Genomic DNA, 26,745 nt, shown 5'->3' with positions numbered 1-26,745 from the left:
GCCCGCGCCGGCGGCGAAAGCCGTGGCGGCCAGGCCCCCCGCGATGGCAAACCCGCCGAGCGTCCGGCCCACGCCGGCCGCAACGAGGCCCGCCCGCAGCAGAACCACCGCCGCCCCGAAGGCTCGGCACGTCCCGCCGGCAACGGCGGCTCGGGCCGTCCGGCAGGGTCGCCCCGCGCCGCGCTGCTGTCCAAGTAATATTCCAGGCAACCCTTCCACAGCGATCCACGGACCCGCGCCATCATGCCCCTCTCAACCTGGTTGACGTTCTTCCTGGCCTCCTGGGCCATTTCGTTCTCTCCCGGCGCAGGGGCCATTTCGGCCATGTCTTCCGGCCTGAAATACGGGTTCGCGCGCGGCTACTGGAACACGGCCGGCCTCATCATGGGCATCCTGTTCCAGTTCGTCGTGGTCGCTGTCGGCCTGGGCGCGGTGCTGGCCACGTCCGAGATGGCCTTCAACGTGGTCAAGTACCTGGGCGTGGCCTACCTGATCTACCTGGGCGTGCGCCAGATCCGCACCGACGCCGCGCCCGTCGCGGTGGACGCGGGCGATCCCAAGCAGGCCTCGATCCGCGAGCTGGTCATGCGCGGCTTCCTGATCAACACCATGAACCCCAAGGGCACGGTGTTCCTGTTGGCCGTGGTGCCGCAGTTCGTGGATACCGCCTTGCCGCTGACGCCGCAGTACGCGGCGCTGGCGGGCACGCTGGCGTTCACCGACCTGGTCGCGATGGGTGTCTACACCCTGCTGGCCGCCCGCGTGCTGCGCCTGCTGCGCGACGCCAAGCACATCCGCTGGATGAACCGCACCTTCGGTTCGCTGTTCATCCTGGCCGGCGTGTTCCTGGCGTCGTTCCGCCGCCATTCCTGAATTTTTTCGCGCGGGGCACGCGCCGGCAGCGGCGCGTGCCCCGCTTGTTTTGATGCACGATACCGGACCGCGCCGGACTGAAATGCGGCGTTGAGTAGAATCCTCCGATCATGAACATCCCTCAAGAAGTCGCGCGGCGCCGCACGTTCGCCATCATTTCCCACCCTGACGCGGGCAAGACGACGCTGACCGAAAAGCTGCTGCTGTTCGCAGGCGCGATCCAGATCGCCGGCAGCGTCAAGGCGCGCAAGGCGTCGCGCCACGCCTCGTCCGACTGGATGGAAATCGAAAAGCAGCGCGGCATTTCCGTGGCGTCCTCGGTGATGCAGATGGAATACCGCGACTGCGTCATCAACCTGCTCGACACCCCGGGCCACCAGGACTTCTCCGAAGACACCTACCGGGTGCTGACGGCCGTCGATGCCGCGCTGATGGTGATCGATGCCGCCAACGGCGTCGAGCCGCAGACGATCCGCCTGCTGCAGGTCTGCCGGGCCCGCAACACGCCCATCATCACGTTCATCAACAAGATGGACCGCGAAGTGCGCGAACCGCTCGAACTGCTGTCCGAGATCGAAGGCCACCTGGGCATGGACGCCGTGCCGTTCTCGTGGCCCGTCGGCATGGGCAAGGCCTTCGGCGGCGTGTTCGACATCCGCCGCGACCGCATGCGCGTGTTCCGCCCCGGCCAAGAGCGCCGCTCGGACAACGACGACTTCATCGAAGGCCTGACCAACCCCGAGATCGGCCGCCGCTTCGGCTCGGCCTTCGATCAGGCCAGCGGCGAAATCGAACTGATCAACGAAGCCGCCCCGGCGTTCGACCGCGCGCAGTTCCTGGCCGGCAAGCAGACCCCGGTGTTCTTCGGTTCGGCCATCAACAACTTCGGCGTGCAGGAAGTGCTGGACGCCCTGGTCGAACAGGCTCCGCCGCCCGGCCCGCGCATGGCCCTGCAACGCGAAGTGCAGCCCGAAGAACCCAAGTTCACGGGCGTCGTCTTCAAGGTGCAGGCCAACATGGACCCGGCCCACCGCGACCGCGTCGCCTTCGTGCGCGTCAGCTCCGGCCGCTTCGAACGCGGCATGCGCCTGAAGGTCGCGCGCACCAACAAGGAAATGCGCCCCAACAACGTGGTGTCGTTCCTGTCGCAACGCCGCGAGCTGCTCGACGAAGCCTATGCCGGCGACGTCATCGGCATTCCCAACCACGGCGTGCTGCAACTGGGCGACGTGCTGACCGAAGGCGAAACCCTGCAGTTCACCGGCCTGCCGTTCTTCGCGCCCGAACTGTTCCAGGCGGTCGAAGTGAAGGACCCCCTGCGCACCAAGCAATTGCGCACCGGCCTGACTCAGCTGGGGGAAGAGGGCGCCATCCAGGTGTTCCGCCCCGAGGCCGCCGGCGGCTCGCTGCTGCTGGGCGCGGTCGGCCAACTGCAGTTCGAAGTGGTCGCCCACCGCCTGAAAACCGAGTACGGCGTAGACGCCCGGATGCTGCCTTCGCGCTACACAATGGCACGTTGGATTACGTCTGAAAACCCCAAGGCGCTGCGCAAGTTCATGGATGCCAATGCGGCTCATATCGCCTATGATGTGGTCGATGCGGCGGCGTTTTTGATCAGTTCTCCTGCGCAGTTGCGCGTAGCCGAAGAACTGTATCCGGATGTGAAATTCCACGCCATGCGAGAGCACGGCGGCAAGGTCTTCGGAGACAAGGCGTAGACCCGTTCGGGTACCGCACGGCACATGAGGGTAGCAATGTCTTGGCGTTTATTATTCGCAACGCTTCTGCTGGCGCTCGGCGCGTCGGCCTGGGGCGGTATTCAATTGGGTGACTGGCTGGTGGCGCATGCGCCGCCCGCCGCGCCTGCACCCGGCCAGGATGCGGCCGCGTCGCAGCAGCCCGTGCTCGACGCCAACGGGCGTCCCTACGTGGCCCAGCCGCCGCAGCCGCGCATCGACGGCACGCTCGGCGTGCCCGACAAGCCGGCCGATCGCGAATGGGCCATCAACACGGTGTCCCTGTTCGACACCGTCAGCGACCCGGCCGTGAAGCTCTCGCGCGAACGCATCACCCAGGAACAGGCGCGCGAAATCGCTGCCGCTTCCGAAGTGCCGCTGCCGCAGGGCTCGTCCGACGTCAGCACGCTCGACCTGCAGGCGCCCGGCACCGGCACCGCCGTCAACGGCGGCCAGGCCCAACAGGCCCCGGCCCAAGTGCAGGCCGGCGGCTACGGCAACCCGCAGATGGTGCAGCCGCCCCCGCCCAACTCGTCGCCCGCCCCTGGCGCGCCCGGCTGGCAAGATGCGCTCAAGCGCGAACTGGCGCAGTGCGCCTCCCAAGGCTTCTTCGAGCGCCCCTCGTGTTCCTGGGCCGCCCGCAACAAGTACTGTGCGCCCAATCGCGCCTGGGGCACGATGGCCGAATGCCCGGCCCGTCCGCAATAAGCACTTGCGCGTTGCCGCGCTGAATGCGCAGATAAAAAAAATGGCGCCCCCAGGGGCGCCATTTTCATGCCTCGATGACAATCACTCGGGCACGGACATCTGGCTTTGCAGGTAGTTCTGCAGGCCGACCTTGTCGATCAGGTCGATCTGGGTTTCCAGATAGTCGATGTGCTCTTCCGTGTCGTCCAGGATGTCCTGGAACAGATCGCGCGACACGTAGTCACGCACGGATTCGCAGTGGGCAATGGCTTCACGCACGGTGGCGTGGGCGGCTTGTTCCAGCTTCAGGTCACAGGCCAGCAGCTCGGGCACGTCTTCGCCGATCAGCAGCTTATGCAGGTCTTGCAGGTTGGGCAGGCCGTCGAGCATGAAGATGCGCGCGATCAGGCGATCGGCATGCTTCATTTCACCGATGGACTCTTCGTATTCGTGCTTGCCCAGCTTGTCGAAGCCCCAGTGGTTCAGCATGCGGGCATGCAGGAAATACTGGTTGATGGCCGTCAGTTCGTTGGTCAGTTGCTTGTTCAGAAACTGGATGACGGTTTTATCGCCTTTCATAATGGACTCCTTGCAGTCAGGCGCGACGCGCATCGCATCGCGACAAGAAGCGCACGATGCCGCGAGTACGCAACCCCGGCAGACTACCATCCTGCGCAGGGCCGCGACTAGCCTTGGCGTGCATTTGGTAAACCGCTTTACGAGCGCTACAAGAAAGCGACAAACAAATGAGAATGAGTATGTGTGCGTGATGATTTGCAGGCCCAGCGCAGGTTATTCGCGCCTTGCAAGCGCGCGCATCGCGCGAATCCGCCCATATTCAAGGCAGCATCACGCGATACGCACGTAGACACGCGGCGGTTTTGCGCAGGGATTGCCGTCAACGCGCCACGTTGTGCCTGAACAACCTGCTGCAATGCCTTGTCGCTCAAGGCGCGCGGCGCGTGGCCAGCCAGATGCCGAACGCGATCGGCACGATGCCCAGCAGATCCATCCACGACACCGACTCTCGCAGCACCACCCAACCAAACAGCAGGCCCAGCGGCGGCATCAGGAAATGCAGCGCGCTGGCCGCGGTGGCGCTGGCGCGGCCCAGGATCATGAACCACAGGTAATAGCCGCCGATGGACACCGCCACGATCATGTAGGCCATGCTCCAGAACAGGCTGGCCGTGAAGCGTGCATCGCCGATGTTCTCGTGCAGCAGCGCGACCGGCAACAATGCGACCGCGCCTGCCAGGGATTGAATGCCCGTGGCTGTCCACAGGCCTGTCGTGGGCTTCAAGCGCTTGTAGAGCAAGGTGCCTGCCACCAGCGCCACCAACCCGCCCGTGACCAGCAACGTGCCATGCAGGTCCTCCTGCATGCCCGACAGGCGCGAGCGCAGCACCAGCGCCACACCGGCCAGGCCCAGGCACAGGCCCAGCATCTTGCGCCAGCCCAGCCGCTCGCCCAGCACGGGCCCGGCCAGCACGCCGATCAGCAGCGGATTGGTGCTGATCAGCACGGCCGTGAAGGCAGACGACACCGTGGTCATGCCGCTCCAGCTCAGACCCAGGTAGAGCGCGTTGTTCAGCACGCCCAGCAGCACCAGCGATGCCACGTCGCGGCCACTGGGACGCGACCAGCGGCCGCTGGCCACCGCCACGCCCAGCATCAACGCCCCCGCGATCAGAAAGCGCACCGTCAACAGTGTGAGCGGCGGACAGTCACGCACCGCGATCTTGGCCGCCGCGAACGCCGAACTCCACAGAAAGCAGAAGGCCGCGATGGGGGCCCAGGCCACGCCCATGGGCGTGCTGTCGGGCGAGGCTGCGGGCAGGGAAGCGGGGAGGGTCGATGACGCCTTCATGGGCGGGTCCAAGGTAGACAGGCAGGAATGAGGAGCCCATTCTGGGCGCGGCCCCATCCATTGACAAACGCTTTATTTGGATCAAAAGTATTTGAAAAACCAATGGAAAGGCGATTGCCATGCTGGATCTCGATCTGTTGCACAGCTTTGTCTCGGTGGTGGACGCGGGCGGTTTCACGCGCGCGGGCGAACGCGTGCACCGCAGCCAATCCACCGTCAGCCAGCAGATACGCAAGCTGGAAGAAACGCTGGAGTGCGCACTCTTCGTACGCGACGGCCGCCAGGTACACCTGACCGAAGACGGCGAACGTCTGCTCGGCTACGCCAGGCGCATGCTGGCGCTGTCCACCGAGGTGCGCGAGGCCGTCAGCGGCCGCAAGCGGGTCGAGGTGATCCGGCTGGGCATTCCGGACGATTTCGCGGCCGATACGCTGACCGCCATCGTGGCGCAATTTGCCCGCGCCCGGCCGGCCGTCCAGCTGTCGGTGCGCTGCGACCTGACCGTTGCCCTGACGCGCGGCCTGGATCGCGGCGATCTGGACATCGCCCTGCTCAAACGCGAGCCAGGCGCCGGCAGCGCGTTGGCGGCGTGGCCAGAACACTTGCACTGGATCGCGGGCCCGGGCGACCTGCCGGCTGCGACCGAACCCGTGCCGCTGGTCGCCTTTCCGCAGGGGTGCATCTACCGCAACCGCGCCATCCATGCGCTGGAGCAGGCCGGACGCCGGTGGCGCATCGCCTACGAAAGCCCCAACCTGATGGGGCTGCAGGCTGCGCTGGCAGGGGGGTTGGGCGTGGCCTTGCTGGAACGCCGCTGCATGGCGGCTGGCCATCGGCAGGTGGACGAGGCATTTCCCGCTGTGCCGTCGTCCGAGCTGGCGTTATGCGTGTCGCAGCCCGCACGTGAAGCGGTGCGCGATCTGGCGGAAACGATCAGGGAGTTTTGTGAAGCAGAAATGCGACGGCTCGCGGGGCAAAGCCTGCGAGCCGTGGAGGGCGGCGCCGTTCAGGCGACGGCGACCTGGATGACCGGATAGCTGCTGTTCGCCGCGGCCGCACCCGGTTCGGCCATGGCGGCCGGCGGATTGACCGGAACGGCGATCGAGCGCACATCGCACACGCTGGAGCAGCGGCCGCCCGGCAGGTATTCGGCGGCGGTGGCCGCACAGCAGCCGCAGCACGTGGCTACGCCCAGCTCGAACTGCAGGTCGGAAAGCGACGTCGCGCCCGCGTCCACGCTGGCGCGGACTTGGCGTTCGGTGATGGCATTACATACGCAAATGTACATGAGAATAATTATCGAAAATTATTCCGGTACTGGCAAGTCCCCGCATGCAAAAAAATTTGCAACCGATTTGTCACGCAACCCGTTGAAATAAGGGACGTTTTCGAAACCGTCCGTCCCCGATTCAGCGGGCCGAAGCCTGCGCCTTGCGCAGCGCAGCCGGTGCAATCCGCAGGGCTTCGCGGTATTTGGCCACCGTCCGGCGGGCGATGACGATGCCCTGGTCGGCCAGTTTCTCCATGATCTGGCTGTCCGACAGGGGCTTGGCCCGGTTCTCGTCGGCCACCATCTGGCGGATGAAGGTCTGCACCGCCGTGGCCGACGTCGCATCGCCGCCGTCCGTGGAGACCCCGGCGCCGAAGAAGCGCTTGAGTTCCAGCGTGCCGAACGGAGTGAGCATGTACTTCTGCGTTGTGGCCCGTGAAATGGTGGATTCGTGCAGGCCGAGCTCGCCGGCGATGTCTTTCAGGATGAGCGGCCGCATCGCCGCCGGGCCCTGGCTGAAGAAGGCGGTCTGGCGTTCGACGATGGCCTGGGCCACGCGCAAGATGGTGTCAAAGCGCTGCTCGACGTTGCGGATCATCCACTTGGCCTGCTGCAGTTGCGATTGCAGGCCGGCGTGGGCGGATTCCTTCTGGTTGCTCAACATCTGCGCATACAGGCCGTTGATCTGCAGGCGCGGCACGGCGGCGCTGTTCAGCGTCACCTGCCAGCCGCGGCGCGTCTTGCGCACGATGACGTCAGGAACGGCGTAATCGGCCGCGGGCACGGTCCAGGCGCGCCCGGGGCGGGGCTCCAGACGCAGGATCAGGCTGTGGGCCGCGCGCAGCGTGGCCTCGTCACAGCCCACCGCCGCGCACAGGCGGGCGTTGTTGCCGGTGGCCAGCAGCGCCAGGTGCTGGCTGCAGATGAGGCGGGCGCAGGCCAGTACCTTGGGATCGGCCGCCTCGGGCAGCCGTGACAGGTCCGGGTTGCGCAATTGCAACAGCAGGCATTCCGACATGTCGCGCGCGCCGATGCCGATGGGATCGAACGACTGCAACAGCGACAGCGCGGCGCGCAGTTCGTCCAGGTCGGGCTCGGAATCGGCCGGCAGCCAGCCCAGGATCTCTTCCAGGGGCGAACCCAGGTAACCGTTTTCGTCCAGCTCGTCGATCAAGAGCGCCGCCAGGGTGGCGTCGCGCGGCGCCGCGCGCGTCAGCACCAGTTGGCCCAGCAGGTATTCACGCAGCGTGTCGGGCCGGGCGGCCTCGGGCAGGCTGGAATCGTCGTCGGGATAGACGCCGCCCGAACCCGGCATTTCGTCCACCGGCGTCTCGCGTTCGGCGGCCGGTTCGTCGTCCTGCACCGAAGATTCGCGTTCGGATTCCGCCTGCGTCTCGACCGACGACGGCTCATCGTCGCGTTCCAACAACGGATTATCCGCAAGCACTTGCGAGATCTCCGCCTCGAGATCGAGCGTGGACAGCTGCAGCAATCGGATGGATTGCTGCAGTTGAGGGGTCAGCGTCAGATGCTGGCCAGGCCGCAGTTCTAAAATTGGACGGGTCATAGGTACAATATTTTGCATGATGAATCAGACTTCGCCCGCACGCGTTCGCCAGGATTGCCGACTGATCGGTCAGACCTTGCTCAAACTGGCGCTTCCCAGAGTCCTCGTGCGTGCGATCGTGATCGCCGTCGCGGTGATCGTCTGGTATCTCGCCGCCTCCTGGATCCTGGATTTCGGCAAGCGCGTCAACTACGAATTCCTGCATTCGCTGGGCCAGCCCACCATGGACATGGTCCAGAAGGTCAATCCGTACATCTGGTGGGTCGCCGCCGGCATCTGGACCCTGATCGTCTTCTTCATCGTGCGCGCCTGGCTCTCGGCCAGCCTGGCCTCCGGCCGCGCCACCCCCATCAGCACCGGCGTTCTGGCCGATCTGGCGCCCCAGCTGTCCGAAGAGTCCCTGGGCGTGCTGCGCTGGACCTGGGGCACCCGCGAAGAACCCTTCACCGTCGGCGACCTGCAACGCTCGCTGTCGGAAATCCGCCACAACCGCATCGGCAAGATCGCGATGGTGGCCGAACAGGCCGAGATCCTCGAAGGCACGACCGCCAAGCCGCCCCGCGACGACCGCCGCGACACCCGCGCGGAACCCCGTGGCGAACGCGAACGCTACATCGAACCGCGCATCGGCGGCCCGGCCCGCTAAGGCCTTTTTTCTCAGACGCTTTTCTTGCTTTCAGGCCGCCACGAGGCGGCCTGATTGTTTCAGTGCCCTGCCAGCCGGGCTCCCCTATACTGACGCCTCCAGGCTCGCGCAACCGCGGGCTGCGCACCCTTCCAATAAAACCACCCGGCTGACGAGACACGCCGGATGCGCGGCCGGCCCCCTGGAGTTGTTTTTCATGTTCCGCACCCCTGTCCGGTATGCCGCCGGCTTGCTGCTGGCCTGCTCGGCCGCTTTCGCCGCCGCCCCGGCATCCGCCGCCTGGCCCGACAAACCCATCACGTTCGTCGCGCCGTTCAGCGCTGGCGGCGCCAACGACCTCGTCGCGCGCATCATCGCCAAGGCGGTGGGCTCGACCCTGAACCAGCCCGTCATCGTGGAAAACCGTCCCGGCGCCGGTGGCGTGGTCGGCGCCGCGCACGTCGCGCGCAGCGCCGCCGATGGCTACACCTACCTGGTGGGCAGCAATGGCACGGTGACCAACAGCCTGATCCGTTCGGACCAACCCTACAAAGACGAAGAACTGACCCCGGTCGCGCTGTTGACGGTGACCCCGTCGGTGATCGTGGCCAACCCGTCCAACCCGGCCAAAGACCTGAAGGACTTCGTCGAGCGCGCCAAGAAGGCCAAGACGGACCGTATCACGTTCTCGACGGCCGGCAACGGCAGCACGCCGCATTTCGTGGCCGAGATGGTCAAGGAAGCCACCGGCCTGCCGGTCGAGCCCATCGCCTACAAGAGCGGCTCGGAAGGCGTGACCGCCGTGATCGGCAACCAGGTCGATGCGACGTCGGAAGCCAGCATCGTCACGCTGCCCCTGATCCAGGCCGGCAAGCTCAAGGCGCTGGCCACCACCTGGGACAAGCGCATGGCCAGCGCGCCGGACATCCCCACCACCGCCGAACTGGGCTTCCCCGCCATCCGCATCGGCCACTGGGCCGGCCTGTACGCGCCGGCCGGCACGCCTGCCGACGTGCTGGACAAGATGAACGCCGCCATCGAGAAGTCGCTGCAGACCAAGGAAGTGCAGGATGCGCTGCGCCAGAGCAGCATCGAACCCGGCGGCGGCTCGCGCGCCAGCTTCGTTGAATTTGCCGCCAACGAACGCGAACGCCTGGGCAAGGTCGTGAAAAACGGCCACATGCAGACGCAATAAGCCATGCCGGGGGCAGATCTGTCCCCGGCTTTTTTATCGCGCTTTCATTTGCGCTTGCCCGAAAAGTATGTTTGACTAGCACCCTATGGCCGCTTACCGCACCTCCCTCGCGATTGCCACCGGACGCTCCGCCGCTCCGGTTGCCGGCCTGCGCGCTTCGATCTCGTCCATCGCGCTATCGCTATACCTACCGATCGGTTGCCGGGCCTAGTGTCCCCGTGGTAGCTCGGCAGCCACGCTTGCCACACGCGATTTCCCTTTTTCAAAACTGAATCCCCCTCGCCAGACTCGGCGAACCCCTTGGCATCAGAGCGCCTGTCGGCCGCATGCCATCCGGATTCAGCACCCAACCGAAAGAAACTGATCGAGGTGTAGTGATGATGCTTGCCAACCCGTCCACCAAATACGTCCCCTTCGCGCCGTTTGCCCGCGACTTTTCCGAACGCACCTGGCCCAGCCGCCGCATCACGCAGCCGCCGATCTGGATGAGCACCGACTTGCGCGACGGCAACCAGGCCTTGATCGAACCCATGAGCGTCGAGCGCAAGCTCCGCTTCTTCGAACAACTGGTCAAGATCGGCTTCAAGGAAATCGAAGTGGGTTTCCCGTCGGCCTCGCAGACCGACTTCGATTTCGTGCGCAAGCTCATCGAAGAAAAGCGCATTCCCGACGACGTGACCATCATCGTGCTGACCCAGTCGCGCGAAGACCTGATCAGCCGCACCGTTGAAGCCGCCGCGGGCGCCAAGCAAGCCATCGTGCACATGTACAACGCCTGCGCGCCGGCCTTCCGCAAGGTCGTCTTCAACATGTCCAAGGACGAGATCAAGAACATCGCCACCACCGGCACGCGCTTGATCAAGCAATACGTGGCGCAGCGCCCCGAAACGCAATGGCGCTACGAATATTCGCCCGAGGTCTTCAGCACCACCGAACCCGAATTCGCGCTGGAAGTCTCCAACGCCGTGGCCGATGTATGGCAGCCCACGCCGCAAAGCAAGATGGTGTTGAACCTGCCCGCCACCATCGAAGCCACCAGCCCCAACCTGTACGCCGACCAGATCGAGTGGATGCACAAGAACCTGGCGCGCCGCGACAGCATCGTGCTCAGCGTGCACCCGCACAATGACCGCGGCACGGCCGTGGCCGCCGCCGAATTCGCCGTCATGGCCGGCGCCGACCGCATCGAAGGCTGCCTGTTCGGCAGCGGCGAACGCACCGGCAACGTCGACCTGGTGACCTTGGCCTTGAACCTCTACACCCAAGGCGTGCACCCGGGCCTGGACTTCTCGGACATCGACGAAGTGCGCCGCTGCGCCGAGTACTGCAACCAGTTGCCCGTCCACCCGCGCCATCCGTATGCCGGCGACCTGGTCTTCACGGCCTTCTCCGGTTCGCACCAGGACGCGATCAAGAAGGGCTTTGCCTTGCAGCAGGCCGACGCCGTCTGGGAAGTGCCGTACTTGCCGATCGACCCGGCCGACCTCGGCCGCAGCTACGACGCCGTGATCCGCGTGAACAGCCAGTCGGGCAAGGGCGGCGTGTCGTACCTGCTCGAACAGGAACACGGCCTGGTGTTGCCGCGCCGCCTGCAGATCGAATTCAGCCGCGCCATCCAGCGCGTCACCGACGAGACCGGCCGTGAAGTCACCGCCGACGACGTGCACACGATCTTCAACCGCGAATACCTCGAACAGAAGACCCCCTGGAAGCTGATCCGCCACCGCATCGACGGCAACCCGTCGGCCGGCGAAGGCCAGCACTTCAGCATCGAAGCCGAACTCGAATACAACGGCGAACGCCGCATCGTGACGGGCAAGGGCGACGGCGCGATCTCGGCCTTCGTGGCTGCGCTGGACGTGCCGGTTCGCATCATGGACTACCACGAGCACGCCATCGGCACCGGCACCGACACCCGCGCCGCGTCCTACGTGGAACTGCGCGTCGGTGAATCCAGCACGGGCTTTGGCGTAGGCATCGACCGCGACATCGTGACCGCGTCGTTCCAGGCCGTGCTGAGCGCCGTGAACCGCCACATCAACGCTGGCGCCGTCACCACCGAACAAGAGGCCGCCGAGGCCGCGTGATCCGCAACCCGGAAGCAGGGGGTGGGCTTACCGCCGTCACCCCCAACGCCCGCCTCTTATCATGAGGCGGCGCCGCACAACAAAAAGCCCGCCTTTATCCGGCGGGCTTTCTTTTTGCATGAATCGCAGCAGGCGATCAGCCGCGCGGCCACATGTCGGATGCGCCGATGTCCGGTTCGCGGGCGGCCAGCAGGCGCTCGTGCACCCAGGCGGCAATCGCCAGCGTGCGGTGGTCGTCGTAGCGCCGGCCGATCAGCTGCAAGCCGACGGGCAGGCCCTGCGGGCCGGTGGCGAAGGGCAGGTTCAGGCACGGCAGACCGAACAGCGTCCAGGCGCGCGAGAACTGCGGGTCGCCCGTGCCCAGATCGGCAAAGGGCGCTTCGCCGCTGGCGCTTGGCGCGAGCAGGATGTCGTACTTGTCGAACCACTGTTCCACGCGGGCGCGCGATTCCGCGGCGCGTGCCAGGTTCTTGATGTGCTCTTCGGCGGTGATCTGCGCGCCGGCTTCAAGCACCGCCTGGATCTTGGCGCTGAGCTGCGTGGCGTGTTCCAGGCGTTCGTAGGCCAGCGACTGCGAGGCTTCGAACGCCATGATGTCCGAATGCAGCTGCACCAGCATGCAGTCTTCGGGCGGCAGCGGCACTTCTTCGACGTGGGCGCCAGCGCGCGACAGCGTGGCCGCGGCCTGGGCGAAAGCTTCCTTGGTTTCGGATTGCGCATGCCGCCACTGCAGGCTGCGATACATGCCGACGCGCGGCTTGCCGTCGTAGGCCAGGTCCAGCATGCGCGGGTCGCGCATCAGCACGGAGGCGAACAAGGCAACGTCGGGCACCGAGCGGGCAAAGCCGCCCACGGTATCGAGCGATTCGGCCAGGCTTTTCACGCCGGCACGCGGAATGGCGCCGAAGGTGGGCTTGAAGCCGACGATGCCGCAGTACGACGCGGGGCGGATGATGGAGCCCGCGGTCTGCGAACCGAGCGCGAAGGGCACCATGTCGTCGGCCACGGCCGCGGCCGAGCCGCTGGACGAGCCGCCCGGCGTATAGGCTTCGTTGCGCGGGTTGCGCGTGGGACCCGCCTGGTAGGTGGCGAATTCGGTGGTGACCGTCTTGCCGATGACCACGGCGCCGGCATGGCGGCACAAGGCCACGGCGGCGGCGTCCAGCCCCGGATTGTGCCGCTCGTAGATGGGCGAGCCATAGCGGGTCGGCAGGTCGGCGGTATCGAACAGGTCCTTCACACCGATGGGCAAACCATGCAGCGGCCCACGCAGGGCGCCGCGATCGAGCGCTTCGGCGTGATCCAGGGCAGCCTGCTTTTGCAGCGCCGTCCAGGCATGGATGGTGTTTTCGCGTTGCTCGATGCGCGCAAAGCAGGCGCGCACCAATTGCACCGCAGTCAATTCGCGCCGTTGCAGCTTGCGCGCCGCTTCAAGCGCGCCAAGTCTGTTTAAGGCAGTAGACATGATCCTTTCCTCTATCCCGGTGCCGCGCGATATGCGCGGTACTGACACTTCCGCACCCGGTCCCCTTGACCTGGGGTTTATCCCGATCCGCCGCGGCATGATGCGCGCCGGTTGTGACAAACCCAGCCATTGTGCGCGTCGCGTCAATTAGGAAAAGCACTGAAAAACCGCGTTTTTCGGGGCATTTCCGCGCGCGTCGCGCCTTGGCCTTATGTTGTTGCGTTGTTATCAGCATAGCGCAAACGCGTGCAACACAAAGGTCATAATTGTCTTGTAAGATGAAAACGTTTTCAGCAAACCGGCAGCAATGTAGACATGGTGTCGCGCGCCTCGCCCCGCTTTTCCATTATCGAAGTGGCCCGTAAAGCAGGCGTTTCGCCGGCCACGGTTTCGCGCGCCTTCAACCAGCCGGAAATCGTGCACCCCGATACCTTGGCGCATATCCGCGCCATCGCCAAGCGTGCGGGCTTTCGGCCCAACCGCGTCGGCCGCAGCCTGCGTTCGGGCAGCACGCGCACCATCGGCCTGATCCTGCCCACGCTGTCCAATCCCGTCTTCGCCGAATGCTTCGAAGGCGCCGAACGGCGGGCCCGCGAATCGGGCTACAGCGTCATGCTGACCGCCACTGGCTACGACCCCGCGGTGGAATCGGCCGCGGTGCAGGGCCTGATCGACCACCAGGTCGACGGCCTGATCCTGACCGTGGCGGATGCCGCGCGCAGCGCCACGCTGGACGACCTGGACAGCGCCGGCATGCCCTACGTGCTGGTCTACAACGAGTCGGCCGCCCATCCGTATGCGTCGGTCGACAATCGCGCCGCCGCCATCGACATGGTGTCGCACCTGGCGGCGCTGGGGCACCGCCGCATCGCCATCGTGACCGGCCCGCTGACGGCGTCCGACCGCGCGCGCCGCCGCCTGATGGGCGCCCGCGCCTGCGCCAAGAAGCTGGGCCTGGAACCGATCCAGCACATCGCCATGAATTCCCATACGGGCAGCGACGCCGAGGCCCTGAAGGGCGCGCTGCGCGGCAAGCAGGCGCCTACCGCGCTGTTCTGCTCGAACGACCTGCTGGCCACGGCCGTCATCGCCGACCTGGTAGCGTTGGGCCTGTCGGTGCCGAACGACATCTCGGTCTGCGGCTTTGACGGCATGCGCTTCGGCGCCTTGCTGACGCCGCCGTTGACCACCGTGGCGCAACCCAGCGACGGCATCGGCCAGGCCGCCTGTTCGAACCTGCTGGCGCAGATCCACGGCCAGCCCCCGCAATCGAATCGCCTGCCGCACTGCATCGTCGTCGGCGGCACCGCCGCGCCCGTGCGCCGCTGATTTCCTTTTTTCCAGATACCCCGCAAGAGATATCCGCCATGCTTATCGCCCAGATCACCGACCTGCACATGCGCACGCCAGGCGACAAGGCCTACGGCATCATCGACCCCGCCGCCTTCCTGGGGCCCGCCGTGCGCGCGCTCAATGCGCTGACGCCGCGCCCCGATTGCGTGCTGATCACGGGCGACCTGACCGACCTGGGCAAGCCCCACGAATACCAGGCGCTGCGCGACCAACTGCAGGCCCTGGAGATTCCGTATTTCCTCTTGCCCGGCAATCACGACGACCGCGCCGAGCTGCGCGCCGCGTTCCCGGACCACGGCTACCTGCAAGGGCAGGGGCCGTTCATCCAGTACGCGGTCGAGACCTATCCGCTGCGCCTGTTGGCGCTGGATACCGTAGTGCCCATGAAAAGCCATGGCGAGCTGTGCGCCGACCGCCTGGGCTGGCTGGCGGCACGCCTGGCGGAACAGCCCGGCCGACCGACGCTGGTGCTGATGCACCACCCGCCCTTCGTGACCGGCATCGAGCACATGGATGCCATCGGCCTGTTGGCAGGTGCCCCTGAACTGGAACAGATCGTGGCGCGTTATCCGAACGTGGAACGCGTGTTGTGCGGCCACCTGCACCGCACCATCTTCCGGCGCTTCGGCGGCACCATTGCATCGACCTGTCCGGGCACCGCGCATCAGCTGGCGCTGGAACTGGGCGAGCGCCCGACCTTGCAATACATCATGGAACCGCCGGGCTACCAGCTGCATTGGTGGCACGACGACGCACTGGTCACGCACCACGCGGTGATTGGGGAATACCCCGGTCCGTATCCCTTCGCCTGAGGCGGGATTCTCGATTACAAACACAATGCCATATGTCCGTCATGTTTGCGCTGCACAATGAAAAGGATTTCATTGCACGCGACACGGGGCGGATCTAACAATTAGATCTACGAGACAGCATGTCATCCATCGTTCTGGATAACCTCACCAAGCAGTACGGCAACGCGGCCGCCATCCACGGCGTCAGCTTCACGGTGCCGGCAGGCAGCTTCACGGTACTGCTGGGGCCGTCGGGTTGCGGCAAGTCCACCACCTTGCGCATGATCGCCGGCCTGGACACGCCCACCTCGGGCACCATCCACATCGGCGACCGCGACGTGACGCAGCTGCCGCCGGCCAAGCGCCGCATTTCCATGGTGTTCCAGTCGTATGCGCTGTTTCCGCATCTGTCGGTGCGCGAGAACATCCTGTTCGGCCTGAAGGTCCGCAAGGAACCGGCGCGCGATTTCGACCGCCGCTTGCAGCGCGTGGCGTCATTGCTGGGCCTGGGCCATCTGCTGGACCGCAAGCCCTCGCAATTGTCGGGCGGCCAGCAACAGCGCGTGGCGTTGGGCCGCGCGGTGATTTCCGAAGCGCCGGTGTGCCTGATGGATGAACCCCTTTCCAACCTGGATGCCCAACTGCGCCATGAAATGCGCCGCGAGATCCGCGCGTTGCAGCAGGACCTGGGCATCACGATGGTGTACGTCACGCACGACCAGACCGAAGCCATGAGCATGGCCGACCAGGTGGTGCTGCTGCGCGGCGGCCAGATCGAACAGCACGACACGCCGGACGGCCTGTACGCCCGCCCGGCCAGCGAATTCGCGGCCCGTTTCATCGGCACGCCGCCCATGAACCTGATCGGCCTGACGACGCTGCACGGCGCCACGGTGATCGCCGGCTCCCACGGCCCCGCCGTGGCCGGCGCACCGGCCGGCGCCGCCAAGCTGGGTGTGCGACCCGAACACATCCGCATCGACGGCGACGGCATCGCCGCCACCGTGGAAAGCGTCGAGTACTTCGGCGCCGATTCCATCGTGGTGTGCCGGGTCGGCGACACCAGCGGCGTGGCGGTGCGCGTGGGCGGACACCTGCGCGCCCGCGCCGGCGAAGCCCTGCGGCTGTCGTGGCCCGCGGAACAACAGCATTTCTTTGCCGCCGATTCGGCGGTCATCAACACCGTCGGGCGCTGAAGACGCCCAATCCACAGGAAAGGAAACGCAATCATGCGACGCATCGTACTGAAGACCCTGGCCGCCAGCCTTGCCGCCGCCTGCCTGTCGCTGCCCGTGCAGGCACAGCAAAAGCCCGTCGAAGTGGAGTTCTATTACCCGGTCGCCGTGGGCGGCCCCATCACCAAGATCGTCGACGACATGGTGGCGGACTTCCAGAAAGAAAACCCCAACATCAAGATCAAGCCGATCTACGCGGGTTCGTACCAGGATTCGATCGCCAAGGCCCTGACCGCCCTGAAGGGCGGCACGCCGCCGCAACTGGCCGTGCTGCTGTCGACCGACATGTTCACCCTGATCGACGAGGACGCGATCGTGCCGGTGGATTCGCTGGCCAAGAGCGACGCCGACAAGCAGTGGCTGGGCGGCTTCTACGACGCCTTCATGCAGAACAGCCGCACGGGCGGACACACCTGGGGCATTCCGTTCCAGCGTTCGACCATCGTGATGTACTACAACAAGGACCTGTTCAAGGCCGCCGGCCTGGACCCGGAGCGCGCGCCCGCCACCTGGGCCGAACTGGTCGAATACGGCAAGAAACTGACCAAGCAGGACGCCTCCGGCAACACCACGCAGTGGGGCATCGAGATCCCGTCGGGCGGCGCGTTCGCCTACTGGCTGTTCCAGGCCCTGACCACGCCCAACGGCGCGATCCTGATGAACGAGGCCGGCAACGAGGTCTACCTGGACAAGCCGGCCGTGGTGGAAGCGGCCCAGTACTGGCGTGACCTGTCGGCCAAGCACAAGGTCATGCCCACCGGCACGATCGACTGGGGCACCACGCCCAAGGACTTCCTGGAAAAGAAGGCCGCGATCATCTGGACCACCACCGGCAACCTGACCAACATCCGCAAGAACGCCGACTTCCCGTTCGGCGTGGCGATGATGCCGCAGCAAAAGCGCGGCGGCAGCCCGACCGGCGGCGGCAACTTCTACATCTTCAAGAGCGGCACGCCCGAACAGCAGCAGGCCGCGCTGAAGTTCGCGCAGTGGGCCACCACGCCGGAACGCGCGGCTGACTGGAGCATCGCCACCGGCTACGTCGCCGTGACGCCGGCCGCCTGGCAGACCGAGAAGATGAAGAAGTACGCGCAGGAAGTGCCGGCCGCCGCCGTGGCGCGCGACCAGTTGCAGGTCAGCGTGGCTGAATTCTCGACCCACGAGAACCAGCGCGTCACCAAGACCCTGAACGACGCCCTGCAAGCGGCGCTGACGGGTTCCAAGACGCCCCAGCAGGCGCTGACGGACGCCCAGCGCGAAGCCGATCGCATCCTGCGTTCCTACAAGTAGACCGCCAAGCACGATGAGCCGCTCTTTGAATGCGCTTTATGGCTGGCTGCTGTTGCTGCCGGCCATCGTGCTGCTCGCCGCGTTCACGCATTACCCGGCGCTGGCGACGCTTTGGCACAGCTTCTATTCAACTCCCAAGGGCGCGCGCCCGGCCCGCTTCGTCGGGCTGGACAACTATGCGGTCATGCGCGACGACCCGGTGTTCTGGCAGTCGCTGTGGAACAACCTGTGGTTTGCGCTGGGCACCATTCCGACCTCGATCGGCATTGCGCTGGTCATGGCGCTGTGGGTGAACCGCAACCTGCGCGGCCGCGGTTTTCTGCGGATGGCGTACTTCACGCCGACCGTGCTGCCCATGGTGGCGGTGGCCAACATCTGGCTGTTCTTCTACACGCCGCAGTACGGGCTGATCGCGCAGGTGATGCAGCTGTTCGGCTCGCCCGGGCCCAACTGGCTGGGCAACCGCGAAACCGCGCTGCCCGCGCTGATGCTGGTGACCGTATGGAAGGAATCGGGCTTCTTCATGATCTTCTACCTGGCCGCCTTGCAGACGGTATCGCCGTCGCTGCGTGAAGCCGCCATGCTGGAAGGGGCGTCGCGCTGGCAGTACTTCCGGCGCGTGCTGTGGCCGCTGTTGATGCCCACCACGCTGTTCGTGCTGATCAACGCGCTGATCAATGCCTTCCGGCTGGTCGACCACGTGGTGGTGATGACCCGAGGCGGGCCCGACAACGCCAGCACGCTGTTGCTGTATTACATCTACCAGGTGGGCTTCAGCTTCTGGGATACCGCCTACGCCGCGACCCTGACCGTCGTGCTGCTGGTGGTGCTGGCACTGACCGCGCTGATCAAGTTCCGCTGGCTGGACCGCAGGACGCACTATCAATGAAAGACAAGCTCGATACCCTGGGCGCCTGGGCGCTGGGCCTGCTCTGGATTCTGCCGCTGGCCTACGCCATGTGGGCGGCCTTCCATCCGCCGGCCTACGCCACGCGCTTTGACCTGTTTGCCCCGCTGACGCTGGATAACTTCGCACGGGCCTGGCAGGCCGCGCCGTTTCCGCGCTATTTCGCCAACACCTTCCTGCTGGTGACGATGGTGCTGGCCGCGCAATTGGTGCTGTCGACGCTGGCCGGCTACGCCTTTGCCCGCTTCGAGTTCCGCGGCCGCGACTTCGTCTTCATGCTGGTGCTGCTGCAGCTGATGATCATGCCGGACGTGCTGCTGGTGGAAAACTACCGTTCGATGAGCCAGCTGGGCATCCGCGACACGGTGTTCGCCATCGGCCTGCCGTACTTCGCGTCGGCCTTCGGCATCTTCCTGCTGCGCCAGACGTTCAAGACGGTGCCGCGCGAACTGGAAGAGGCCGCGCGCATGGAAGGCGCGAACGCCTTGCAGATCCTGTGGAAGGTGTATGTGCCGCTGGCCAAGCCGATCTACGTGGCCTACGGGCTGGTGTCGGTGAGCCACCACTGGAACAACTTCCTGTGGCCGTTGATCATCACCAACTCGGTCGAATCACGGCCGCTGACGGTCGGCCTGCAGGTGTTCTCGTCGACCGACCAGGGCATCGACTGGTCGGTGATCACCGCCGCCACGCTGATGTCGGCGGCGCCCTTGCTGATCGCCTTCCTGCTGTTCCAGCGCCAGTTCGTGCAATCGTTCATGCGGGCAGGCATCCGCTGACGGGCACGGGGCGGGACTGACGTCCCGCCCATTCGTTGCCCATTCAGGCGCTAGGCCCTGCCCGCCAGGAAAGCCGGGTTCTGCCAATCCCGCAGTTCGCGGATCTGCTGCTGGTCGCCGGCCATCAAGGTTGTCTCGCGTTGCAAGGCCGCGATCAGCGACGACTGGTGCGCCTCCAGCCGATCGCGCGACCATCCCGAAAAATCCGCCTGCGGCTCGCCCGCTTGCGCCGGGCTGTGCAGCGCCTGGTACATCGACAGCAACACAGCACGCTCGTTGGCCAGCGGCGTGAAGACCGGCTGCGCGCGCTCGGTCACGAAGCGGATGCGCAGCTCGGCGCCTCCGTCCGCGTTCAGCGCGGTTTCGAATTGCATGCCGCGCGCACCGTCCGGAAAGCCGCGGCGATGGTCGTCCAGCGTCAACCGGCCCGGTTCACGCGTGCCGTCTTCGCCAGCCATGGCGCCGGTGTGTACCGACGGCGCATGCATCAGGAAACTGTAGAGCTTGCGGTCGGGGTCGGCCACCGACAGGCTGCCGTCGGTGTTGCGGGTAACGGTGGGCGGCTGGGTATTGCCGCTTTCCTGCGCATCCGCGGCGGCAGCGAAATACCAGGCCATGGCGCGCGCCGTGGTCAGGTTGGCCGTGGCCGCGACCTGCTGCGTCCCTTCGCCCACCGCTATCGCGCCGAAAGCGGGCTTGTCGCTGGCACGCAAAGCGTGCGTCAGGTTTTCGCCGATATGCATCTGGCGACGCACGTCGGGCAGGGCCAGGCTGGCGCCCCCTGCATCGGCGGCGCGCTGCATCACGCGCACGTCGACGCCCCCCAGCACGATGCCACCGTCACGCGGGGCAGACAGGATGCCCAGCGCGCTGCGGCCGGCGCCCTGGGTGTAGGCCAGTTCGCTCTTGCCCGCCGCACGGCGTTCAAGCAGGCGGCCCGGCACATTGGGCAGGTCGGCCAGGAAGCGGCCGGCGCTGGACAGCCCCCGCGCAATCGAGCCGAAGAATGACTGGAATGCCGACTTGGCGCGCGCGGCCAGGCTGAGCGTCTGCGTGCGTGCCTGGCCATCGCCCAAGGCGACGGGGTGGCGCGATTCGACACCTTGCGCCGGCGCCGACGGCGCGGTCTTGAGCGCTTCGCCGACCTGCGCCAATTCGCGTTGCAGCGCGTCCAGGCGCGGGGCGCGTTCCAAAGACACCAGCATCGTGCGATCGGTGGCGGTCTGGCGCGACGCTTCCTGGGCGATCAGGTTGTCCAGTTCCTTGAACTGCGGTTGCAGCGATTGCAGCGTGCTCTCGACCAGGCTGAGCGCCGCCCGATTGCTGGCCAGCTCCGGAAAATCGCGCAGCGCGGTCAGGCCCAGGTAGGCGCCCCCGAGCATGGCGGTGGCGTTGATCCCGATGGACGTTGGCGACAGCGCCATCGGCGTGGTGATGACGCTGGTCGCGGTGGGTATGGCCACCGCGGCGGTGGTCCACCCCAGCGTGGTCAAGCCCGCCGACAACGCACCGCGCGCCTGGTGGTTCCAGCGCGACAGCGTGTCCCAGGTCGACAGCGTGGGCGTGTTCAGCCGTTCGCCGTCGGGCACGCGCAGCGCATCGCCGCCGCCGCCCATGCGACGCAATTGCTCATTGAGCTTGGCCATCTGCTCGTCGATCTTGCCCGCGACTTCGCCCGCGCGCGCCAGATTGCGCTCGGATACCGGGGTGCTGGCGGCGACGCTGGCGCTTTCGGCCACCGGCGTGCCCCCGCCCGGCAGATAGCCGCCGACCGTGCGCGCCACGCTCGACGCGGTGCTGGCCACCGTCGACGTGACCGCACCCAGCGCATTGCCGCCGTATCGCAGCAGGCGGCCCATGATGCCTTCCTGCTGCTGTTGCGTCTGCTGCTGCACCGACTCGCGTGCGGGCAGCGTATCGACCTGGACCTGGACTCCTTGCGCCTCGCCGACATCGCCCAGCAAGGACGACAGCGGCAGGATCGGCACGTCGTCCAGGGCTTGGGGCTGGACCGTCGGGCCGCCCGATACCGCCTGGCGTTCCTGCTGGCGGGCGTTGTACGCGGCGACGCCATCGTCATCGCAGTCGAAGAACTCTTCGTCGTCGTCATCCACCTCGGTCAGCGTGCCGTCTTCGTCGACCTCGCTGCGCACATCGTCCCCTACATCGCTATCGGCGTGGATCGAATCGTGGACCGAATCCTCGTCCTCGAGCGGGTCGCCATGCATCGCGGTGGTGAAGTCCTCGGCGGCTTGCCAGAGGGCGGAAAACACCCCGCCGAACCAGCCACGGCTCTGCGCCGCATCGTCGCGCAGGGCGGCCGTGCCGCCTTCGCCCACCGACACCATCGTGCCTTGCAGCCCGCCTTGGCCGGGTTGCGGCGACGATCCGATCCGGGACGCCGTGCCGCTGGCTGTGTCCTGCGGCGACGGCGCCTCGCCGCCCACCACGCGGCTCGCATTGGGATTGATGAACATGATGGCGCTCCCGGTCAGACGGCCAGTTGCGGCAGTTCCGGCGTGACCCGGCCCTGCACGACATCCCGCCACAGCAGCGCGACATCGGCGAAGGCGTCCAGGGCCGCGGCCAGCGCCCGGGCATCGCACAGGGCCAGCGGGGCGCGGGCGCACAGCAGCACCGCGCCGGTGCCCGGTTGCAAGCCCAGGGTGCAGCCGCCGGTGCCCACCCACAGGGCATTGGCTTCCAGCATCAGCTGCAACAGCTTGTCGCGGGCCACCTGCGGCGCCGGCCGGCCCAAGGTGGCGAAGAAGGCGATATCGCCCGCGTCGGCGTCGCCCTCGACCGACAGGCCGACGACGATGTCGGCGATGACCAATTCCTGATGGGCCACCAGGTCTTCGACCGGCGACAGGCCGGCAAGGCGGGCATAGTCTTCAAGCAGCGTCTGATAGCGGGACATGGTTCGTTCCTGTCGCGTAGCGGGTTCAGCGGGGGCCGGCGTCGCCGCCCAGCCCTTGGTCGATGGCGGCGGACCACTGCGCCGAGGCTTCGGCCAGGTCGCGCCAGGCGCGGGCCAGGCCCTCTGGCGCGACGTCCAGCGGCAGCCGGCGCGCCAGCACCAGATGGCCGGATTGCTGCAGGCCGAGCGTGGCGCCACGGGTGGCGGGGCCCAGGGTATTGGCCTGCAACAACCAGGTCAGCAGGCCGGCGGGCGGATCGGCGGGCAAGGGATGGGCGCCGACGCGGCAGGCGCCTTCCATGGCGCCGCCCAGTCCGTCGTCGACATACGCCAGCGCGATGGCGGCGCCGTCGATGACCAGTTCCTGGCGGGTACCCAGCGCCTGCCCGTCCACACCGATGTGATGGGCAAGGTCGGCCAGGGCTGCGTGATAGCGTTGTTCAGACATGGGCGTGGGGCTCCAGCGCGTAGGGGGTCGGGGTCAGGCGCGCAGATGCAGCAGGCCGGGGTCGGCGTCCGTGCGGATGGCGCCGGCCGGTCGCGTCAGTTGCGCGGCCCAGGTCAGCGCGTCCACCTGCAGGCTGGCCAGCAAGGCATCCAGCGTGGCCGGGGTCAACGAACCGATTCGCCGCGCGGCACTGAGCATCACGGTGTCTTGCCCGCGCAGGCCCAAGGTGGCGCCGTGGGTGCCGGCCCAAAGATTGTTGGCCTGCAGCAGCAGCCGGCAGACCGCGTTGGACGGACCGCCAGGAAAGCGCGCCACGTCGGTGCGGCACAGCAGTTGGCCGTCGTCCGGGTCGGCGTCGGGCCCGGCGGGTTCGAACCACAGGCTGATGCGGCGTCCGTCGATGACGACCGCCTGCGCCTGCACCACATCGGCGTGGTCGGGGCGGCGGCGCGCGTGGGCGCGCAACAGGGCGAGATAGCGATCCTGGCTCATGTCACGGGTTCCGCAAGGGGAGGAATCAAGGGACGGCGCAGGCCGTCCTTGCCCGTGAGTAACGGCAAGCCAGGATTGGTTCCTTGGGCGAACTCCGCCCAGTCAGGTCAGGCCAGGTCAGTAGCCGACCGTCAGGCCGGGCAGGTCCACGGTGATGCGCGGACGCTCCAGCGCCAGCGCCAGGTTCTCGGCGAACTCGCGGGCTTCTTTTTCGTCGGTGGACAGCGTGTCGTAGCCCAGCGCGTCGGCTACGCCCAGCACCTTGTCCAGCAGCAGCACCTTGCCGCTGGGGCGCAGGGGCTCGCAGCCCAGGGTTTCCCAGGCGCCGTCGAACCAGTCGCGGGCCTGGTTCTGGCGCTGCGGGCTGGGTTCGACGTTGGCCGAAAGGTCCAGCGAGCGCCGGGTGTCGAAAACGATCGTGATGTCGCTGCGCATGGCAGGGATTCCTTGAAAGGGCGTCAGCCGCAAAGAGACGGCAACACGAAGATAGGCAAAAAGCGCCGGACAGATTGTCCGTCCGGCGACATTGCCTACCAGCCGCGGGACACTTCCCAGGTGACTTCGGCGCCGGCGGCCTGCGACTGGCGCATCATGTCCAGCAAGGGGAACGCCCGCTCTTTCAGGCCGACCGCGCGCGCCATGGGCGCCACCGGGGCCTGGTCTTCGTCTTCTTCGTCGGCGGGGTGGCCCTGGCCCAGGGATTCTTCGATGGCCCGCTCGATGCCCTGGATGGCCGGGCCGAGCTGGTCGACGGTGAACACACCGCGTTCGGGAATCTTGTCGCCGAAGGATTTGCCCGCGGCCTGCAACAGGGCGCCGGCATGGTCGGTAAGCATCAGGACTTCTGCCACGACTTTGGAATGAAATGTAATCAGCATATTCCCGTCTCCTACATAGAATGCCTTCTCTACACTACCGCAACGGCCCGGGGATGCCAACTGACCCGGCGCGCAAGGCCGCCTGGGGCGGGCCCCGGCCCCGGTGGCCGCCGCCAAATCAAGCTATGATTCAGGAGATTCCCGTGACGGCAGGATCCCCGGCGGCCGAGAATCCGGCGCCCGCATGCGGTTGCGCCTCGCCGGCCGCACCGATCCCGCCCCCCAGGCTGCGCCAGGGCGTTCGCGCGGGCCACCGGCCCGGCCGCGACCCGTCGCCGCCTTCGTCACCCACCCAGAACTACTCCAGACGCCCATGCTCCCCGAGCAACAAAAACAGCTTATTTCCCTGATCCAGGCCGCCGTTGCGCAGAGCCTGCCCGACGCCCAGCCCACTGTGCTGCTGGAGCGCCCCAAGGTCGCCGCCCACGGCGACGTCGCCACCAACGTGGCCATGCAGCTGGCCAAGCCGGCCAAGCGCAACCCGCGCGAACTGGCCCAGGCCATCGTCGAAGCGCTGCTGGCCCAGCCCGGCGCCCGCGACCTGGTCGAAAGCGCTGAAATCGCCGGCCCCGGCTTCATCAACCTGCGCGTCACCGCCGCCGCCCGCCAGGCCGTCATCGCCGCCGTGGCCGAGCAAGGCGCCGCCTTTGGCCGCGCCCCGCGCGCCGGCGAGAAGATCCTGGTCGAATTCGTGTCGGCCAACCCCACCGGCCCGCTGCACGTGGGCCATGCCCGCCAGGCCGCGCTGGGCGATGCCCTGTGCCGCCTGTACGACGCCATCGGCTGGGACGTGACGCGCGAGTTCTATTACAACGACGCCGGCAACCAGATCGAGAACCTGGCGATCAGCGTGCAGGCGCGCGGCCGCGGCCTGACGACCGACTCGCCCGACTGGCCCGCCGACGGCTACAAGGGCGACTACATCGCCGACATCGCCCGCGACTTCCAGGCCGGCAAGACCATCCAGGCCTCGGACGGCGAACCCGTCACCGCCACCGGCAATATCGACAGCCTGGACGACATCCGCGTCTTCGCCGTGGCCTACCTGCGCCGCGAACAAGACCTGGACCTGCAAGCGTTCGGCCTGGTGTTCGACAACTACTACCTGGAAAGCTCGCTCTACACGTCGGGCCGCGTCGAGGCCACCGTGCAGGCGCTGATCGCCGGCGGCCATACCTATGAAGAAGGCGGCGCGCTGTGGCTGCGCACCACCGAACTGGGTACGGGCGACGACAAAGACCGCGTCATGCGCAAGAGCGAAGGCGGCTACACCTACTTCGTGCCGGACGTGGCCTACCACAAGGCCAAATGGGAACGGGGCTTTCACCGCGCCGTGAACATCCAGGGCAGCGACCACCACGGCACCGTGGCGCGCGTGCGCGCCGGCCTGCAAGCACTGGAAGAGGGCATCCCCAAGGACTACCCGTCCTACGTGCTGCACAAGATGGTCAAGGTCATGCGCGGCGGGCAAGAGGTCAAGATCTCCAAGCGCGCCGGCAGCTACGTCACGATGCGCGACCTGATCGACTGGGTCGGCCGCGATGCCGTGCGCTACTTCCTGATCCAGCGCCGCGCCGACACCGAATTCGTGTTCGACGTCGACCTGGCCCTGTCCAAGAGCGACGAAAACCCGGTCTATTACATCCAGTACGCCCACGCGCGCATCTGCTCGGTCGTGAACAACGCCGGCATGCCGGCGGCGGACGTGGCGGCGGCCGATGCGTCCCTGTTGACGGCTCCGACCGAATTCGCGCTGATGCAGCGCCTGGCCGAATTCCCCCAGATCGTGGCCCTGGCCGCGCAGGAACTGGCCCCGCACCACATCGCCTTCTGGCTGCGCGACTGCGCGTCCGACTTCCACGCCTGGTACAACGCCGAACGCGTGCTGGTCGACGACACCGCGCTGAAGCTGGCACGCCTGCGCCTGGCCTCGACCACGCGCCAGGTGCTGGCCAACGGCCTGGAGCTCCTGGGCGTGTCCGCCCCCGAGCGGATGTAACATCGGTACATGGCGACCAAGCGCAAACCCACCCGCCGTTCCGGCGAAAGCGGCAGCACCCTGTACGGGGCGCTGGCCGGATTGCTCATCGGGCTGATCGTGGCCGCAGTCGTGGCGTTCTACGTCACCAAGGCGCCCGTGCCCTTCGTGGACCGCGCCAGCCGGCAGGGCGACGCAGGCAAGCTGCCCGACCCGCGCCAGGCGCCGGACCCCAACGCCGGCCTGTATGGCCGCGACGGCGCGGCGGGCACGCCGCCCACCGGCCCCACCGCCACGGC

Annotated in this window: 25 protein-coding genes and 2 pseudogenes; 16 read left to right on the top strand and 11 right to left on the bottom strand. The window is 66.8% G+C overall.

Going from position 1 to position 26,745, the window contains the following annotated elements; all coding sequences use genetic code 11:
* The 4 genes and pseudogenes from HV798_RS30895 to HV798_RS30880 all read left to right on the top strand — a co-directional run.
* Positions 1 to 198, top strand: a pseudogene (locus HV798_RS30895) (DEAD/DEAH box helicase); the annotation flags it as partial.
* A 45-nt stretch (positions 199 to 243) separates the two neighbouring features.
* Positions 244 to 873 carry a LysE family translocator gene (locus HV798_RS30890; RefSeq protein WP_006386996.1) on the top strand — a complete coding sequence of 210 codons (630 nt, stop codon included), beginning with the start codon at positions 244 to 246 and terminating at the stop codon, positions 871 to 873.
* 110 nt (positions 874 to 983) lie between these two features.
* Positions 984 to 2,591, top strand: coding sequence for a peptide chain release factor 3 (locus tag HV798_RS30885; protein ID WP_025139972.1), 1,608 nt, complete (start codon positions 984 to 986; stop codon positions 2,589 to 2,591).
* Positions 2,592 to 2,615: 24 nt separating this feature from the next.
* Positions 2,616 to 3,317 (top strand): hypothetical protein, encoded by a 702-nt coding sequence (locus HV798_RS30880; RefSeq protein ID WP_175195813.1) that lies wholly within the window; start codon positions 2,616 to 2,618, stop codon positions 3,315 to 3,317.
* Between the two features lie 81 nt (positions 3,318 to 3,398).
* On the opposite strand, the gene bfr is transcribed toward HV798_RS30880, so the two are convergent.
* Both bfr and HV798_RS30870 read right to left on the bottom strand, forming a co-directional pair.
* The gene (gene bfr / locus HV798_RS30875) at positions 3,399 to 3,875 is read right to left on the bottom strand and encodes a bacterioferritin (RefSeq protein WP_025139974.1); all 477 of its coding nucleotides are present in this window, start codon (positions 3,873 to 3,875) and stop codon (positions 3,399 to 3,401) included.
* A 367-nt stretch (positions 3,876 to 4,242) separates the two neighbouring features.
* On the bottom strand, positions 4,243 to 5,106 hold the full coding sequence (locus tag HV798_RS30870; RefSeq protein ID WP_425486181.1) for a DMT family transporter: 864 nt from the start codon (positions 5,104 to 5,106) through the stop codon (positions 4,243 to 4,245).
* Between the two features lie 179 nt (positions 5,107 to 5,285).
* Here HV798_RS30870 and HV798_RS30865 point away from each other — a divergent pair, with 179 nt between their 5' ends.
* Positions 5,286 to 6,203 (top strand): LysR substrate-binding domain-containing protein, encoded by a 918-nt coding sequence (locus HV798_RS30865; protein ID WP_175195809.1) that lies wholly within the window; start codon positions 5,286 to 5,288, stop codon positions 6,201 to 6,203.
* Here the strand turns inward: HV798_RS30865 and HV798_RS30860 are convergent.
* Together HV798_RS30860 and rpoN are read right to left on the bottom strand one after the other, a co-directional pair.
* A complete protein-coding gene (locus tag HV798_RS30860; RefSeq protein ID WP_006392288.1) occupies positions 6,173 to 6,454 on the bottom strand; it encodes a (2Fe-2S)-binding protein in 282 nt (93 codons plus the stop codon). The genes HV798_RS30865 and HV798_RS30860 overlap by 31 nt on opposite strands.
* Before the next feature lie 121 nt (positions 6,455 to 6,575).
* Positions 6,576 to 8,003, bottom strand: a complete 1,428-nt coding sequence (gene rpoN / locus HV798_RS30855; RefSeq protein WP_025139976.1) for an RNA polymerase factor sigma-54 — start codon at positions 8,001 to 8,003, stop codon at positions 6,576 to 6,578.
* Positions 8,004 to 8,019: 16 nt separating this feature from the next.
* Between rpoN and HV798_RS30850 the strand changes: the two genes are divergently transcribed.
* The 3 genes from HV798_RS30850 (at position 8,020) to leuA (ending at position 11,910) form a co-directional block, all read left to right on the top strand.
* Positions 8,020 to 8,649, top strand: a complete 630-nt coding sequence (locus tag HV798_RS30850) for a hypothetical protein (RefSeq protein WP_175195807.1) — start codon at positions 8,020 to 8,022, stop codon at positions 8,647 to 8,649.
* A 196-nt stretch (positions 8,650 to 8,845) separates the two neighbouring features.
* Positions 8,846 to 9,823: a tripartite tricarboxylate transporter substrate binding protein gene (locus tag HV798_RS30845; protein ID WP_175195805.1), complete on the top strand. Its 978-nt coding sequence runs from the start codon at positions 8,846 to 8,848 to the stop codon at positions 9,821 to 9,823.
* A gap of 377 nt (positions 9,824 to 10,200) precedes the next feature.
* Positions 10,201 to 11,910 (top strand): 2-isopropylmalate synthase, encoded by a 1,710-nt coding sequence (gene leuA / locus HV798_RS30840; RefSeq protein ID WP_175195803.1) that lies wholly within the window; start codon positions 10,201 to 10,203, stop codon positions 11,908 to 11,910.
* Positions 11,911 to 12,046: 136 nt separating this feature from the next.
* On the opposite strand, the gene HV798_RS30835 is transcribed toward leuA, so the two are convergent.
* Positions 12,047 to 13,375, bottom strand: coding sequence for an amidase (locus HV798_RS30835; RefSeq protein ID WP_175195800.1), 1,329 nt, complete (start codon positions 13,373 to 13,375; stop codon positions 12,047 to 12,049).
* Between the two features lie 315 nt (positions 13,376 to 13,690).
* Between HV798_RS30835 and HV798_RS30830 the strand changes: the two genes are divergently transcribed.
* The 6 genes from HV798_RS30830 to HV798_RS30805 all read left to right on the top strand — a co-directional run bounded on the left by HV798_RS30830 (position 13,691) and on the right by HV798_RS30805 (position 19,730).
* Positions 13,691 to 14,704 carry a LacI family DNA-binding transcriptional regulator gene (locus tag HV798_RS30830; RefSeq protein WP_175195798.1) on the top strand — a complete coding sequence of 338 codons (1,014 nt, stop codon included), beginning with the start codon at positions 13,691 to 13,693 and terminating at the stop codon, positions 14,702 to 14,704.
* A gap of 38 nt (positions 14,705 to 14,742) precedes the next feature.
* Positions 14,743 to 15,540 (top strand): phosphodiesterase, encoded by a 798-nt coding sequence (locus tag HV798_RS30825; RefSeq protein WP_175195797.1) that lies wholly within the window; start codon positions 14,743 to 14,745, stop codon positions 15,538 to 15,540.
* 119 nt (positions 15,541 to 15,659) lie between these two features.
* Positions 15,660 to 16,715, top strand: a complete 1,056-nt coding sequence (locus tag HV798_RS30820; protein ID WP_175195795.1) for an ABC transporter ATP-binding protein — start codon at positions 15,660 to 15,662, stop codon at positions 16,713 to 16,715.
* Positions 16,716 to 16,748: 33 nt separating this feature from the next.
* The gene (locus HV798_RS30815) at positions 16,749 to 18,044 is read left to right on the top strand and encodes an ABC transporter substrate-binding protein (protein ID WP_025139984.1); all 1,296 of its coding nucleotides are present in this window, start codon (positions 16,749 to 16,751) and stop codon (positions 18,042 to 18,044) included.
* A 13-nt stretch (positions 18,045 to 18,057) separates the two neighbouring features.
* Positions 18,058 to 18,933, top strand: a complete 876-nt coding sequence (locus HV798_RS30810) for a carbohydrate ABC transporter permease (RefSeq protein ID WP_035359840.1) — start codon at positions 18,058 to 18,060, stop codon at positions 18,931 to 18,933.
* Positions 18,930 to 19,730, top strand: a complete 801-nt coding sequence (locus HV798_RS30805; RefSeq protein ID WP_025139986.1) for a carbohydrate ABC transporter permease — start codon at positions 18,930 to 18,932, stop codon at positions 19,728 to 19,730. Before HV798_RS30810 ends, HV798_RS30805 begins: the two co-directional genes overlap by 4 nt.
* 50 nt (positions 19,731 to 19,780) lie before the next feature.
* Here the strand turns inward: HV798_RS30805 and HV798_RS30800 are convergent, their stop codons facing one another.
* The 6 genes from HV798_RS30800 to HV798_RS30775 all read right to left on the bottom strand — a co-directional run bounded on the left by HV798_RS30800 (position 19,781) and on the right by HV798_RS30775 (position 24,468).
* A complete protein-coding gene (locus HV798_RS30800) occupies positions 19,781 to 22,207 on the bottom strand; it encodes a hypothetical protein (protein WP_175195793.1) in 2,427 nt (808 codons plus the stop codon).
* 14 nt (positions 22,208 to 22,221) lie between these two features.
* Positions 22,222 to 22,650, bottom strand: a complete 429-nt coding sequence (locus HV798_RS30795; protein ID WP_175216632.1) for a CesT family type III secretion system chaperone — start codon at positions 22,648 to 22,650, stop codon at positions 22,222 to 22,224.
* Positions 22,651 to 22,675: 25 nt separating this feature from the next.
* The gene (locus HV798_RS30790) at positions 22,676 to 23,098 is read right to left on the bottom strand and encodes a type III secretion system chaperone (RefSeq protein WP_175195789.1); all 423 of its coding nucleotides are present in this window, start codon (positions 23,096 to 23,098) and stop codon (positions 22,676 to 22,678) included.
* 33 nt (positions 23,099 to 23,131) lie between these two features.
* Positions 23,132 to 23,590, bottom strand: coding sequence for a type III secretion system chaperone (locus tag HV798_RS30785; protein ID WP_175195787.1), 459 nt, complete (start codon positions 23,588 to 23,590; stop codon positions 23,132 to 23,134).
* A 117-nt stretch (positions 23,591 to 23,707) separates the two neighbouring features.
* On the bottom strand, positions 23,708 to 24,025 hold the full coding sequence (locus tag HV798_RS30780; RefSeq protein WP_025139991.1) for a hypothetical protein: 318 nt from the start codon (positions 24,023 to 24,025) through the stop codon (positions 23,708 to 23,710).
* Positions 24,026 to 24,120: 95 nt separating this feature from the next.
* Positions 24,121 to 24,468 carry a DUF1840 domain-containing protein gene (locus HV798_RS30775; protein ID WP_025139992.1) on the bottom strand — a complete coding sequence of 116 codons (348 nt, stop codon included), beginning with the start codon at positions 24,466 to 24,468 and terminating at the stop codon, positions 24,121 to 24,123.
* A 313-nt stretch (positions 24,469 to 24,781) separates the two neighbouring features.
* On the opposite strand from HV798_RS30775, the gene argS reads away from it, so the two are divergent.
* The gene (gene argS / locus HV798_RS30770; RefSeq protein WP_175195784.1) at positions 24,782 to 26,467 is read left to right on the top strand and encodes an arginine--tRNA ligase; all 1,686 of its coding nucleotides are present in this window, start codon (positions 24,782 to 24,784) and stop codon (positions 26,465 to 26,467) included.
* Between the two features lie 9 nt (positions 26,468 to 26,476).
* Positions 26,477 to 26,745: pseudogene (locus HV798_RS30765) on the top strand (SPOR domain-containing protein); the annotation flags it as partial.

It is taken from the genome of Achromobacter deleyi (assembly GCF_902859705.1).
Classification (GTDB): domain Bacteria; phylum Pseudomonadota; class Gammaproteobacteria; order Burkholderiales; family Burkholderiaceae_B; genus Achromobacter; species Achromobacter deleyi.
The sequence above is the reverse complement of the archived record's forward strand: the minus strand, read 5'-3'. Positions and strand labels throughout refer to the sequence as shown.